At 55.9% G+C, this 13,739-nt stretch carries 11 protein-coding genes and 1 riboswitch; of the genes, 1 reads left to right on the forward strand and 10 read right to left on the reverse strand.

Annotated elements, in window-relative coordinates; genetic code table 11:
* Window positions 1-40 precede the first annotated feature (40 nt).
* The gene (gene metA / locus NYE33_RS30470; protein WP_042135138.1) at window positions 41-958 is read right to left on the reverse strand and encodes a homoserine O-acetyltransferase MetA; all 918 of its coding nucleotides are present in this window, start codon (window positions 956-958) and stop codon (window positions 41-43) included.
* A gap of 119 nt (window positions 959-1,077) precedes the next feature.
* Window positions 1,078-1,209, reverse strand: a riboswitch (SAM riboswitch).
* A gap of 424 nt (window positions 1,210-1,633) precedes the next feature.
* On the opposite strand from metA, the gene corA reads away from it, so the two are divergent.
* Window positions 1,634-2,569, forward strand: a complete 936-nt coding sequence (corA, locus tag NYE33_RS30475; RefSeq protein ID WP_042211571.1) for a magnesium/cobalt transporter CorA — start codon at window positions 1,634-1,636, stop codon at window positions 2,567-2,569.
* Window positions 2,570-2,660: 91 nt separating this feature from the next.
* Here the strand turns inward: corA and NYE33_RS30480 are convergent, their stop codons facing one another.
* The 9 genes from NYE33_RS30480 to NYE33_RS30520 all read right to left on the reverse strand — a co-directional run bounded on the left by NYE33_RS30480 (window position 2,661) and on the right by NYE33_RS30520 (window position 13,650).
* Complete coding sequence (locus NYE33_RS30480) at window positions 2,661-3,602, reverse strand: 1-phosphofructokinase family hexose kinase (RefSeq protein ID WP_341069063.1); 942 nt, start codon at window positions 3,600-3,602, stop codon at window positions 2,661-2,663.
* A 165-nt stretch (window positions 3,603-3,767) separates the two neighbouring features.
* Window positions 3,768-4,784, reverse strand: coding sequence for an HRDC domain-containing protein (locus tag NYE33_RS30485; protein WP_042135132.1), 1,017 nt, complete (start codon window positions 4,782-4,784; stop codon window positions 3,768-3,770).
* A gap of 256 nt (window positions 4,785-5,040) precedes the next feature.
* A complete protein-coding gene (locus tag NYE33_RS30490; protein WP_341069066.1) occupies window positions 5,041-5,922 on the reverse strand; it encodes an ROK family protein in 882 nt (293 codons plus the stop codon).
* Window positions 5,923-6,758: 836 nt separating this feature from the next.
* Window positions 6,759-8,387, reverse strand: coding sequence for a cobyrinate a,c-diamide synthase (locus NYE33_RS30495; protein WP_341070065.1), 1,629 nt, complete (start codon window positions 8,385-8,387; stop codon window positions 6,759-6,761).
* Window positions 8,388-8,423: 36 nt separating this feature from the next.
* Window positions 8,424-9,578: a cobalt-precorrin 5A hydrolase gene (locus NYE33_RS30500; protein WP_341069069.1), complete on the reverse strand. Its 1,155-nt coding sequence runs from the start codon at window positions 9,576-9,578 to the stop codon at window positions 8,424-8,426.
* Entirely contained in the window at window positions 9,526-10,320 is a 795-nt protein-coding gene (cobM, locus tag NYE33_RS30505; RefSeq protein ID WP_042140914.1) for a precorrin-4 C(11)-methyltransferase, read from the reverse strand. The genes NYE33_RS30500 and cobM overlap by 53 nt, the downstream gene beginning before the upstream one ends.
* A gap of 5 nt (window positions 10,321-10,325) precedes the next feature.
* On the reverse strand, window positions 10,326-11,075 hold the full coding sequence (gene cobI / locus NYE33_RS30510; protein WP_042140913.1) for a precorrin-2 C(20)-methyltransferase: 750 nt from the start codon (window positions 11,073-11,075) through the stop codon (window positions 10,326-10,328).
* A 234-nt stretch (window positions 11,076-11,309) separates the two neighbouring features.
* Window positions 11,310-12,533: a bifunctional cobalt-precorrin-7 (C(5))-methyltransferase/cobalt-precorrin-6B (C(15))-methyltransferase gene (locus NYE33_RS30515; protein ID WP_042135125.1), complete on the reverse strand. Its 1,224-nt coding sequence runs from the start codon at window positions 12,531-12,533 to the stop codon at window positions 11,310-11,312.
* Window positions 12,526-13,650 (reverse strand): cobalt-precorrin-5B (C(1))-methyltransferase, encoded by a 1,125-nt coding sequence (locus tag NYE33_RS30520; protein WP_042140912.1) that lies wholly within the window; start codon window positions 13,648-13,650, stop codon window positions 12,526-12,528. The genes NYE33_RS30515 and NYE33_RS30520 overlap by 8 nt, the downstream gene beginning before the upstream one ends.
* Window positions 13,651-13,739 lie beyond the last annotated feature (89 nt).

Raw genomic sequence — 13,739 nt, forward strand, 5'->3', positions numbered from 1 at the left:
TTGTGCGTGTAACCATTGCTTCTATATATAAATAATTTTTTTAAATAAACGCTCCGATATCGTAGGGTGTCTCCTGGTATACATAGTAATTGAGCCAATTAGCGAATAATAAGTTAGCATGGGCGCGCCAGACGGCCGGCGGTGTACGGGTGGGATCATCTTTTGGATAATAGTGCTTCGGAATCTCAATATCCATGCCCTTGGCGATATCGCGGTCATACTCCCATTTCAGGGAGAACGGATCATATTCTGAATGTCCGGTTACAAAAATCTGCTTGCCGTCATGCGCAGAAACCAGGTACACACCGGCTTCCTCTGATTCCGCCAGAATCTGCAGATCCGGATTATTCTCTATATCTTCACGGGAGACGTCGGTGTGACGGGAATGCGGCACATGGAATACTTCGTCGAAGCCCCGCAGCAGTTTCACATTATTATGGCTCAGCGTATGCGGAAACACTCCAAAGCATTTATCCGGCAGACTCACCTTACGCACGCCGAAGTGGTGGTACAGTCCTGCCTGCGCGGCCCAACAGATATGCATGGTCGAGGTTACGTTCTGCTTGCTCCATTCAAAAATCACTTTCAGCTCTTCCCAGTAGTTGACATCCTCGAACTCCATTTGTTCCACCGGAGCCCCGGTGATGATCAAGCCGTCAAAGCGGCGGTCACTGATTTCATCAAAGGTTTTGTAAAAGCTCTTTAAGTGCTCTGCCGAAGTATTCTTCGAGGTATGGGAGCTGGGATGCAGCAGAACAACGTCCACCTGAAGCGGTGAGTTCCCGATAAGGCGCAGCAGCTGCGTTTCCGTGGTTTCTTTGGTCGGCATCAGATTCAGGATGGCGATCCGCAAAGGACGGATATCCTGATGAAAGGCATGGCTTTCATCCATTACAAAAATATTCTCACCGGATAATACTTCTTTGGCCGGAAGACTGTCGGGAATTTTAATAGGCATTGCTGTTTCCACTCCTTAACTGAAATTAGGTTCCGCTTGGCGGTTAAATCTGATGTAAAACAACGAAAAAAGACCTTTCTCGGGCGAGAAAGGTCATATATCTGCAGTCATATGCGCCTCTCTCATCTGCCAGAGAACTTCCGCCGGACGAATAACGTCCTGCAAAGCTTCCGCAAGAATTAGCACCGTGCGTTCACACGCCGGTTGCCGGGTTTCATCGGGCTAGTCCCTCCACCTGCTCTTGATAAGATTTAGCTGTATTCAGTTGGGGTTATTCCAAAGCATCCGCGGATACTTTTCTTAAAATTCACTTTAAATCATGAACCTCCTTTTCGTCAAGTCCATACAATGCTTAAGGGGCCTGGAGAATGAAAAGAATTTCTCTTGAAAGAGCCATACCCCGGCGTTATACTAGACAAGTGTTTCAACCATAAACGGCGAAAAGAAGAGGTGAGAGAAGAATGGAAGGCGACCCGGGCTCGCGAATAAGCGTGCAGAAAGAACAACCACACAGGATTAACATCAGCTTGCCGGCGGCGGGGGCAATTCTTCTTCATGCTCTCGGACCGTCTTTTGGCCTTCATCCATGATTGTACCACCGGCCAAGCTGATTTTTTCTCTGTGCTTTAATTAGCATATCCCTGGAGAAGACCAGGGACAGAAGGAGTGAATCAGATGAAAATCCGGCTGGTGAACGCAGGGGTTTTTACGACTATTGACAATATTGAGGATACACTTACCGCACCCGCTGAGGGTTTCTACTGGATTGATGCAGATGTTGAGGATCTCGTTGAGCTTCAGCCTTTGTACAATCTGCATGATCTGGCTGTCGAGGACTGTCTCAGTGAAGAGGATCAGCGCCCGAAGCTGGAGATCTATGAGAGCCATTATTTTATCGTAGTTAACAGCATCCGGTTTGATGACGAGGAAATCTTCCTCCGCGCGCTCAACGTATTCCTGGGCAGACATTTCATCATCACCGTTACGAAGCAGAAGATCCATGAGCTGCGCGTCCTGAAGCCCATTCTGTGGGAGCAGGAGGTCAGTGAGCCGGACCGCTTCCTGTACCTGTTAATCGACCTTGTGGTCGACAACTTCTTCTCGGTCGGTGACCGGATTGAAGCGCGGATTGAGAAGCTGGAGGAGGATATCCTCATGCACACCAAGAAATCGCATCTCAGCGAGATCATCGGTCTGCGCAGTGAGATTCTCTGGCTGAAGAAGATGCTGGGCCCGCAGAAGGAAGTTATCAACACGCTCAACAAAAAAGACCTCCGCCTGATCGACGATCAGCTGCAGAAGTATTTCAGCGATATTTATGAAAATGCGGTCAAGATCTCTGAAACCTTTGAAACGTACCGCGATCTCATGGGCAACTTACGTGAAGCTTATCAGTCCAGTATTGCTAACCGCGCCAATGAAATCATGAGAGTATTTACGGCAATTACTACGATATTCATGCCGCTGACCGTTATTACCGGTATCTACGGTATGAACTTTGACAATATTCCCGAGACCCATTCCCAGTACGGCTATTATGGAGTCATCGCCGTCATGGTGACGCTCGGCTGCGGAATGCTGGTGATCTTCCGCAAGAAGGATTGGCTATGAAGCACAGCGGACGAATACGCAGGACGAAGGCACCGGATACCTCAGGGTATAGGGAAGCCTTCGTCTTTTTGGTATATGGCGGCCACCAAACTTACATGTGTCCGGCTGCGCCGGTATCCATACCGGCAAACAACCGCTCCGTATCCTCGCGCTTGCAGAGCTGACGCTCCGGATTCATGACCGCCGCAGCTCCGGAGGCAATGCCGAACTGAACGGCTCTGCGCAGCGGCCAGCCCCGTTCCAGACTGTACACGAGTCCCGCAACCAGACTGTCGCCAGCGCCTACTACACTGAGTACAGGAACTTCAGGTGCCAGCAGATGCTCGCAGCCGTCTTTGGTAATCAGCAGCGCCCCGTCCCCGCCCAGTGAGACTACTACTACTTCCGTCCGGCCTTCTTCAATCAGCTGCAGTGCGGCTGCCTTCACTTCCTCATCACCGGTTATTGCATGCCCTACCAATTCTTCCAGCTCACGTGCGTTCGGCTTCAGCAGATATACGCCGGTATCAGCCGCAAGCTGCAGCGCTTCGCCGGAAGTATCGATAATAACCCTGGCCTTCCAGGACTTCGCAGCTGCAATGACACGCGCATAGAAATCAGCGGGACAGCCCGGGGGCAGACTGCCGCTGGCTACAAGATAAGCAGGTTTATCCGGCAGCGCCGTTAATTGCTCAAGGCACTCCTTCCAGTCACCTTCGATGAACCGCGGGCCCGGCATGTCGAACCGGAACTGCTGCCCGGTGGATTCCTCCACGACAATCAGATTCTCCCGGGTCTGCCCGCTGATCGGAATCTCCTGATGCCTTACGCCCTCCTGTTCCAGCATATGGTGCAGCAGCTGACCATGAAGTCCGCCTGAGGCATACAGTGCAAGGGAATCCCCGCCCAGTCTGTGAATTGCCCGTGACACATTCACCCCGCCGCCCCCCGGTTTGTACGAGGCTTCATGGCAGCGCAGCTTATGATCGGGAACAACCTTACTTATACCCGTACTGGCATCAACGCTAGGATTAACCGTCAATGTTACTATCATATGTCCCACTCCTTTTTAACTGCATACAGGTATAGTACCGCTAATCGCCCCTTTCTCCTAATAATTTGCAGGCACTGCCGGCCGCAGATAAAACCCTAAAGCGCACTTCCTCACGGGAAGGGGGGAAGCGCGCTTCAGGGTAAGCTCCGGGAAGAAGGCTGCTTCCTACAGGTTCGTCGCCAGCCCCAGACCGGCCGGCTGCTCCCGGCGGAAGCGGATACGGATCAGCCGCAGGCGCTCATAGTACATATCGAGGCCTTCTGCGGGGGAGAAATCCTCGCCATAGGCCTTATAGAGGACGGGCTTCAGGAAGGTATCACCGATCAGCTCATAGGCTGTCCATATATTGTTCTGTTCCTGGGAAGTAACTTCACTGAGTTCAAGAGCAATGAGCTTCTCGACGGAATAACCATCCTTCTCCAGTTCTTCTACAGCTTCAAGAACTTCACGGCGGGAGACCCCGCTGAGCCCCTTAAGCTGCTCCATTCCCTGCCCTTCTTCAATCCCCTGAAGCAGTACACGCCGCAGTCTCAGCCGCTCCAGCTGCTTCTTGTATTTCAGCTCCTTCTGTTTGTACAGCCAGGAAACAAAGCTCTCTTCGTCGATCGAATCACTTACCCAGCCCAGCGGATATTGATGCTCACGCTGCACACCGGAGGTAATACTGAGCCAGTCGGCGCCATATTGCGAGGCTTTACCTTCACCTACGCCGGGAATCTGCAGCAGCTCTTCCGCCGTATGGGGCAGAAATGCACTGATCATCCGCAGCAGACGGTTGCTGGCCAGGATGTAAGGTGCCTTGCGTTCGCTGGAAGCCTTCCCCCTGCGCCAGGAGCACAGCTCCTCATATACGGTTTCATTGGCGTACTGCTCACTGTAATACTGCAGCTTAAGCTGCTCCTGACCTCGGCTGTTAAGATGCTCATCTTCATGAAATACACCATCAATCAGGGGGCGGTAACCGTCTCCCATCTTCATTGCAAGCTCATGCCGGTACACACACAGCATCTCATTCCATGAACCGCCTTCATACCATAAGCTGTCACCCATTTCCTGTTCTCCTGAGAAGTCGCGCCAGCCCAGGCGCCACACCCCCTCCTCCTCTCCAATCCACAATTGGGCAAATACCTCCTGATCCACACCTGACATTCTGGACAAACGGTTCATAAATACGATCTGCATATGAATCCCTACCTTCATCGTCTTACAGTATGCATGAGCTTTGTGCGGACCGGATTACCTGCCCCCGCCGATACCGTTTCAGCGGGAAAGATAAGGAACATTTATTGCGCGGAGCCTATAAATTCTTATCTTTGCACAAAAAAAAGCACCTCTCCCACGAAAATCCGTGAAAGAGGTGCTTCCTCTTAAATGCTATACTGTTAAAACCTAGGATACCACATATTGCGAAACAGTCAATGCCTTTTTGTAGGATATTCTACTGTCCGTCAAGCGCCAGCTTCGCAAGGCCAAGCGCACCGGAGAGTCCCGCATTATCCCCGAGCTGAGGAGGGACAATATAGCTGCCGATGGCTTCATTCAGCGCCGGATGCTGCACATATCCGCCAAGCAATTCCTGCAGCTTGGTATGGATCAGCGGGAAGAGCTGGCTCTGCTTCATCACGCCGCCGCCCATCACGATTCTCTGCGGCGATAGGATCAGCACATAGTTCATCAGGGCGTGGGCCAGATAGTGGGCCTCCATCGCCCAGGCCGAATGATCCGATGGCAGCTCGCCCGCAGGCTTGCCCCAGCGCTTGCCGATAGCCGGACCGGCCGCCAGGCCTTCCAGGCAATCGCCATGATAAGGGCAGAAGCCTTCATAGTGATCTTCCGGATGGCGGCGGACCAGAATATGTCCCATCTCAGGGTGGGACAGCCCATGGATCAGCTTCCCGCCGACCACTGCACCGGCGCCGATGCCGGTGCCTACTGTGATATAGAGGCAGCTATCCAGCCCTTGGGCTGCTCCCCAAGTGTACTCGCCCAGGGCGGCTCCGTTCACATCTGTATCGAAACCTACCGGAACATCAAGCTGCTCCGTCACGGCTCCAACGAGATTATATCCGCCCCAGTGGGGTTTCGGTGTGGTTGTAATATATCCGTAAGTAGGGCTGCCGATCACCGGGTCAATCGGTCCGAATGAACCGATGCCAATGGACTCCACCTCTTTAGCGGAGAAGTAATCTAATACCAGCCCCATCGTTTCTTGAGGGGTTGTGGTCGGAAAGCTCACCCGGTCGATAATCGTCCCGTCCTCATTCCCGATTCCGCATACAAACTTTGTTCCTCCTGCTTCAATCGCTCCCAACAATTTCACTGCAGCGTGCTCCCTTCTCCATTACCATCATTAAGTGATTGCTTCCAGACTTTGAAATTCAGCAGCATATAATCCAATCTATCCCCTGATAAAAAATAAGCCGGTAACCTGCCAGCAGGGTAATAAAGCGCTCTCTTGATCCTATTATACGAGGCTTACAGATGTATGACAAGCGGTTGACACACTGTATGCCGTTAAAAAAGATTATACAATTTGAGCCCTTTGTGGTCACTGCATAACCAATCAAAGACGGCTGTGGCCCGAATTTATTCTGATCCATCCCCCCGATTAGTGGATTGAAGGGAAACAATAGACAGAGGAGCCGAATGTATGCGAAAAACCGAATACATTGCGTCATCGTCAAGCCAAACGGGAGAAATGTATGCGAAAAACCGAGTACATTGCGCCATCGTAAAGCCAAACGGATGGAATGTATGCGAAAAACCGAGTACATTGCGTCATCGTCAAGCCAAACGGGGGAAATGTATGCGAAAAACCGAGTACATTGTGCCATCGTAAGCCAAACGGGGGGAATGTATGTGAAAAACCGAGTACATTGCGCCATCGTAAAGCCAAACGGGTAAAATGTATGCGAAAAACCGAGTACATTGTGCCATCGTAAGCCAAACGGGGGGAATGTATGCGAAAAAACTAAGTACATTGCGCCATCGTAAAGCCAACCGGGTGGAATGTATGCCTTGCTTATACTGGTTTTTTAGCATATAAAAAGAAGAACTTCCCAAAATCCCCAAAGATATAGCTTGAAAAACCAACATCCGAGAAAGAAAAGAGGTAATCCCCAGCCATCTATATCTATTAGAGTAGAAGAGATGGGGCTAAAGTTTGAGCCGCTGCTCCGCTTGCTTCTTCTGTTCCCGATAAGTGCGGCAGGCTTCCACCAGCCGCCCGGCGGCCGGGAAATGGGACGCCAAATGAATATGCGCATAAGCAGCCATAATGTTGCCGCTGATGTAGCCCTCCGGCTGACTGCCCCCTCTGCCTTTGCTCTCATAGGCATAAGTCCTGGCTTCGCCGGGAATGTAGCTCATGCCGGAATAATGGAATTCATGGCCGCGCAGTCGCCCGCCCTGCTTCAGCAGCAGGCAATCGTGAAGGGCTGTCACCTCACGGTACCCGAGCGCGGCGCGGCGTTCCTGCATTACGGTGTGCGCCGGAATGATCCCGGCCATCTCATGCACAGCGCCGGAGCGGTCGGTCAGGCTGCGGGCCAGCACCATGTAGCCGCCGCATTCCGCATACAGCGGCATTCCGTCTGCAGCTGCAGCTCTTACGCCGTCCAGGAAGAGCGAATTCGCTGCAATCACAGCAGCGAATTCTTCCGGAAACCCGCCGCCGATATAGATTCCATCGGCTTCCGGCGGGATTCCTTCTCCGCTCAGCGGGCTGAACATAACCAGCCGCGCACCTGCGCGCTCGAGCAGCTCCAGATTGTCGGCGTAATAGAAATTGAACGCCGCATCCCGGGCTATGGCTATAACCGGCTGGACAGGACGGTGTGCCGGCCTGTTCGTATCCGCCGGCATTATCCGTGCTGCCGGTGAAGACAAGGTTGGCCCTGCTGACACAAGCCGCTCCTGTGATGCAGGCTCCATTGCCGGCGGGCTGCCCAAACCCGGAGTCTCAGTCGCCGTAAACCCCGGCATTCCCGGCTCCAGTATACCCGGGCAGCCCTGCGAGGGCCCTTGCGCCTGCAGCGCCGCAACCGGTTCCGGCGGATACTGCAATGCAGGCGCAGCAGCGGCAAGCTCCAGCAGCCGCTCCAGATCGGTGCCTTCCGCCAGCAGGTCGGCGGCATGCTCGAACAAAGGCTCCAGCTCTCCGCGCTCCACAGCGGGAAGCAGACCCAGATGCCGCTCCGGGATATCGAGACCACCGTCGCGCGGCAGCCAGCCGATGACCGGAATGCCGCAGGCCGCTTCAATCGCTGCCCGGACCATCCGGTAATGGCCCTCACTGCCGCAGTGGTTCACTATGACCGCAGCAATCCGCAGCTCCGGCTCCAGCTGCTGAAAGCCGAGCACAATGGCCGCAGCACTGCGTCCCATGCTGCGGACATCGACTACAAGCAGCACCGGACTGTCCGTCAGGATGGCGATTTCTGCCGTTGATCCGCTGAGTGCTGTGTCCTCTTTGCCGTCATACAGCCCCATCACACCTTCGATGACTGACAGATCCACATCCTCCGATACGCGCAGGAAATATTCCTGCAGATAGCTGCTTGAAGTCATCCAGGAGTCCAGGTTGCGGGAAGAACGGCCAGTGACTGCAGTATGATACGCAGGATCGATATAGTCTGGCCCGCATTTGAAGCCCTGTACCTTCAGGCCGCGCCGGGCAAACACCCGCATCAGTCCCAGTGTGACCGTTGTTTTGCCGGAGCCGCTGCCCGTGCCTGCTACTACAAAGCGCGGGCGTGTCTGCAAGAACGGCTCCCGGTCCTTCATTTCATTCCATGTCTCTCTCACTGCTTCTCCCCCGCTCTAACCGGCATAGACAACCCGCGCTACGGCGATTGTCACATTTCCGCTTTTATGTTTGCGCTGCAGCAGCGCCTGCGCACCTGAAGACAGCAGTGCGGCAGGCTCACAGACCCCGTACGCTCCGGTTGCTCTGAACACTACCTCCGAAGGATTGTCCAGAGTGACGGTGTTCAGCTGGTCCGGTGAATACAACGCCAGCTCCCAGCCGTATTTGGCACACAGAGCCAGCAGTCCAGCCTCATCTCCCTTTATTCCGGCGGTCGCCACATTCCGCACACTGTAGAGCGATAGCCTGAGCTCTGCCAGCGTATGCAGCACTACAGCTTCAAGCTCCTCCGCAGAGGTTCCGCGGTTACAGCCCAAACCGAGCACCAGACTGCGTGGACGATAGACTACAGCGCATTCAGCAAGCACGGCCTCCTCCGGCTCATCTTCATCCGGCAGCCGGTCACTCACCAGGATCGCTGCACAGAAGCGGAAGCCGCTGCTTCGCAGCTCATCCCTGCTGGCAAATACGCGTACATGCTCCGGCAGCACTGCCCCCGGCGGCAGCCAGTCCGGCTCTCCGCTCTCCTGGACAAAGGCTACCGAGTCCCCGTTGACGAGCGCAGCACTGACACTTTTCATACCGGTAAAGCTGTCTGCGCGCCAGCCGTATTCCCGGCCAAGCAGATCCACAGCGAAGGTGCCCTGCACATCAGAAGCCGTTGTAATTACCGGATGACTGCCGAGCAGCCCGGCGATCTGCAGCGTCAGTCTGTTGGCCCCCCCGAGGTGGCCGGACAGCATGCTGATGACATGCTCCCCGCGCTCATCAATGACGATGACGGCAGGATCGGTTCTTTTGTCCTGCAGCAGCGGAGCAATCAGCCGGACCGCGGCGCCCAGTGAGAAGAACAGAATAACCCCCTCATAATCCCGGAAGAGCCGGGGGAGTAAATCTTTTACCGGCCCCTCAAAAAGCGAAATCTCCCCAGCCCGCATCTCCAGCCCGCCGCTATACTTGGCATAACAAAAGACCTCCGTCTCCCCGAGCATCGCTCCCAGCTTCAGCGCCAGCCCGATGCCGTTTCGCGTGATCGCGACCGCTGCATACCGCCGCTTACTCACCAGAGCCAATTCCTTCCCGGCAGCCATGGGTAAATGCCTTGTCATAGAGCTTGGAGCGGTGCTGATCGCGGTCTGTCAGCCCGGGGTCCAACGCCCAGCCGGCCAGGATCATGGCATGCATGGTGATGCCCGCTCCACGCAGATCTGCTTCCAGATTCTGCACCGTTGTCCGCAGAATCTGCTGATCCGGCCAAGTCGCCCGCTTCACTACAGCTACCGGTGTATCCGGGCTCCAGCCGGCAGCCAGGAATTCCCCGGTCACATGCCCGGCCAGGGAGGCACTAAGAAACAGCGCCACTGTACAGTGATGCTCGGCCAGCTTGCGCAGCTGCTCGCGCTCCGGCACCGGTGTGCGTCCTTCCGCACGGGTCAGAATTACCGTCTGTGTCAGATCAGGCACGGTCAGCTCTGCACCAAGCGCCGCAGCGGATGCAAAGACCGAGCTTACACCCGGCACGATTTCATAGCGGACGCCGCATAGCTTCAGCAGTGACATCTGCTCCAGAATCGCGCCGTACATGGACGGGTCGCCCGTGTGGACGCGGGCTACGCTTTTACCAGACTGTACTGCTGCCGCCATCAGCTCCACCTGCTGCTCCAGATCCAGCCCCGAGCTTCGCAGTACCTCTGCACCGGGCTTCGCACTGTGGATCAGCTCCTCACTGACCAGAGAATCGGCATAGAGCACCAGGTCCGCTGAGCGCAGAATCCGGCTGCCTTTTACCGTAATCAGCTCAGGATCGCCGGGTCCGGCACCCACAATGTATACTTTAGGTTCGAGCACGATATCTGTCATTTGCTCACCACCATCAGACTTAAGTACTCCAGCTCCTTGCCCCGCAGATCCCGCGCATCGCGCCATACCGTTTCATAAGGCGAGGTTACCTTAGTAACGACGGATGCTTTGCCGGACAGTCCCAGCTCATCCAGCACATCCAGCACCAGATCCAGCACCTTGGCCACCTTGAGGAATACCACCGTCTCGTGATGCAGCAGCGCTTCCTTCAGTGCCTCACGGTCATCTGTCGCCGGGATGATTCCCACCCGCTGATCTCCGTCCGCCAAGGGCTGCTCCAGGGCAGCAGCCGCACCCAGCACCGAGGAAATCCCCGGTATGGAGACGATCGGTACACCGGGATGCAGCTCCTGCATTAACCGGGCCAGGTGAATAAAGGTGCTGAACAGATTAGGGTCACCCTCCGTCACAAAAGCCACATCCCGGCCCTGCTTCAGCTCACTCCAGCACAGCTCCACAGTGCGGTTCCAGCCGCCTGCCAGCAGCACCGGATCTTTCGTCATCGGGAAGATCAGTCCGAGCATGATTTTCTCATCCGGCTTCACATGCATCTCGATGATTTCGTGGGCGTAGGATTTGCCGCCTTTTTTGGTTGCCGGGTAGGCAATCACCGGACATTCCCGCAGCAGCCGGCAGGCCTTGAGTGTAATCAGCTCCGGATCACCGGGGCCGACACCGACACCGTACAACGTCCCGATCGCCCGGGGAGTCAGCCTTTCCTCCAGCTTCAGCTCTTCCTCATCCATAGCATCATAGAGCGCACTTGCGGCCTGCATCGCCGCTTCTGCCAGCTGCGTTTCAGCGGCAATTCCTTCTCCCTCAGGTGCTTCCTGCCCGTCCACAGCCTGTACTGCCCGCTGACTCGCCTCCGTTACATGGGTCTTCATCGCGTATTCCTCCTTTGTTTCTGCTCGCTTCTTGCTTCCTTATATCTGAATATCTAATCTAATCTGATCTAATCTGTTCTGTTCTGATCAGCCTCAACTCTTCCGTCCACTAACCACATACACGGGATTCATACCCTCGAACCGGGTCATGCCGAGAATCGGCTTACCGCGTGATGCCTGAAGCATAGTTACCCCGCAATCCAGGCCTGCCTGCTTCAACGCCTCCATGCTTCCATATAGCGTCTCAATGGTGATCGCTCCAACGACAATCCGCCCTTCCGGCCGGAGTCTCGCGGCGCAGAGCGCGATAATATCCGCCAGCTCCCCGCCGCTGCCGCCGATGAACACTCCATCCGGATCCGGCAGACTCTCCAGGCCCTGCGGCGCTTTTTGATGTATGATCTGGAAATCGGCGCGGAACCTCCGGCGGTTCGCTTCCATGTTCGGCAGATTTTCCGCTCCCTTTTCCAGGGCATAGACCTTGCCGAGCCGGGCAATCCGCGCACATTCCGCCGCAACCGCACCGGAGCCGGAGCCGATATCCCATACCACCGCATCCTCGGACAGATTGAGCTCCGACAGGACGAGAGCCCGGACCTCACGTTTCGTGATGAGGCCTTTCTCCGGCTTCCGCTGCTGGAACTGCTCATCCGGATAAGCGAAGCCGCGCCGCAAAGTGGAGCCGGTTCCCGGCTTTCTGCGCAGGATAACTACATTCAGCGCCGCAAATTCACTGGTCTCCATCTCATCCAGCGTCCAGAAGCGGCAGATTTCTTCCGCTCCCCCCAGCCGTTCGCACACAAACGCTTCATATTCCATCATCCCGAACTCACGCAAATAAGCGGCAATCACCGCAGGCGTATTACTCTCGTCCGTTAGCAGAGCCACCTTGTGCTTGCCGTCTATGCGCTGGGCCAGTCCCTGGATGGGGCGCCCGTGCAGACTGATCAGCTCGGCATCCTGCCAGCTGTCCCCCAGCCGGGCAAACGCGAGCTGCACACTGCTATAGTGCGGAATAACCTCAACATGCTCCGGCCCGAACTTGCGGACAAGATACCCCGCGATGCCAAAAAAGAGCGGGTCCCCCGAGGCCAGAACCACGGTCCGCCGCTCCCTCCACAATCCCTCCAGCTTATCTGTAAAGGGCTTCAGCCCGCCTTGCAGAATGATTTTCTCACCGGTATATCCGCCAAAAAAATTCAATTGCCGTTCTCCGCCGAGCAGCACCTCACTGTTATTCACTTTGCTTAAGCTATCCGGTGTCAGGCCGCCGGCGCCATCCTCACCGATACCGATAACATAGATCAGGTTACCCACAGATTTCCGCCCTTCCCAGCACTCGGCCCTTCATCGTCATCAATACCATTTCCACAGCCATGCCCCCGTTCATAGCTTTCAGACTTTGTTCACAGGCATGCCGGCACAGGCTCTCAAAAAAAGCGGAATTCCCCGCCTCGGTCATCATATCCACCACCTGCGAGGCAGTATTGGCGGCGGCAATCTCCTGCACCTGCTTGTCATCTGCCCCGGCCTCCGCCGCCACGGCTGCCAGAAATCCGAAGTCAACAGGTGCGTTCTTCGAGTGGATCAGCATGGCACCTTGAGCGACCTTGGAGAATTTACCGGCCATGCCCACAAAGGTAACTTTCTTGATCCCATAGGCCTTGGCATGCTCCAAAGAGAAGCCTACATACTCCCCCATTTGGATAAAAGCTTCCTCCGGAAGCCCGGCAAACATCGCCATCGCATATTTCTCACTGCTGCCGCCGGTGGTCAGAATAATCTGCCCGTTCCCCGTCGCGGCCGCAACCGAAATCGCCTGGACCACACTCGCCTTGTAGGCTTCGGTGGAGAACGGGGTAACCACGCCCCGCGTGCCGAGGATAGAAATGCCGCCGATGATGCCGAGCCGCGGGTTCAGCGTTCTTAGGGCAATCGCTTCGCCTTCCGGCACGCTGATGACCACCCGCATCCCCCGCGCCGCGCCATGCTCCTCCAGCACACCGGACACCGCCTCCAGTATCATCCGCCGCGGCACCGGATTAATCGCCGCTGCTCCGACGGGCACCGGCAGCCCAGGCTTCGTCACCCGGCCGACGCCACGGCCGCCGTCGATCTCCACACCGGGGTGATCCAGCCAGCTCACCGCTGCTTCAATCCAGGCCTGATGCGTCGCATCCGGATCATCTCCGGCATCCTTGACCGTGGCACAGATTGCCGAGTCCGCTCCTTCGCACTGCCAGCCTGTAAGTTCAAAGGAATGCCGGAAGCCCGCCGGGAGATCAATATCCACAGCGGGAAGCCTGTCGCCTGTAATCAGCAGCAGTGCCGCACCCTTGGCTGCGGCGGCGGCACAAGCACCTGTGGTGTAGCCCCTGCGCAGAGGGGCAGCAGGAGTTGAGGAGGCAGGAGCAGCGGAAGGTGACGATGACAGACCGCCTGGTTCCGCACCTCCTGAGTCACCGCCGGACTCCGCAGCTGTGTCCGTCCCTGCCAGCCGGGATAGGGCAGGAGATGTTGGCT

Source organism: Paenibacillus sp. FSL R10-2199 (assembly GCF_038000235.1).
GTDB classification, from domain to species: domain Bacteria; phylum Bacillota; class Bacilli; order Paenibacillales; family Paenibacillaceae; genus Paenibacillus_AQ; species Paenibacillus_AQ phytohabitans.

What these genes read in the sequence shown, in the direction of transcription:
- NYE33_RS30495 (WP_341070065.1), bottom strand. Translation starts at nt 8,387, where the DNA reads ATGAAGGACCGGGAGCCGTTCTTGCAGACACGCCCGCGCTTTGTAGTA.
- metA (WP_042135138.1), bottom strand. Translation starts at nt 958, where the DNA reads ATGCCTATTAAAATTCCCGACAGTCTTCCGGCCAAAGAAGTATTATCC.
- NYE33_RS30480 (WP_341069063.1), bottom strand. Translation starts at nt 3,602, where the DNA reads ATGATAGTAACATTGACGGTTAATCCTAGCGTTGATGCCAGTACGGGT.
- NYE33_RS30500 (WP_341069069.1), bottom strand. Translation starts at nt 9,578, where the DNA reads ATGACAAGGCATTTACCCATGGCTGCCGGGAAGGAATTGGCTCTGGTG.
- NYE33_RS30485 (WP_042135132.1), bottom strand. Translation starts at nt 4,784, where the DNA reads ATGCAGATCGTATTTATGAACCGTTTGTCCAGAATGTCAGGTGTGGAT.
- cobI (WP_042140913.1), bottom strand. Translation starts at nt 11,075, where the DNA reads ATGGATGAGGAAGAGCTGAAGCTGGAGGAAAGGCTGACTCCCCGGGCG.
- corA (WP_042211571.1), top strand. Translation starts at nt 1,634, where the DNA reads ATGAAAATCCGGCTGGTGAACGCAGGGGTTTTTACGACTATTGACAAT.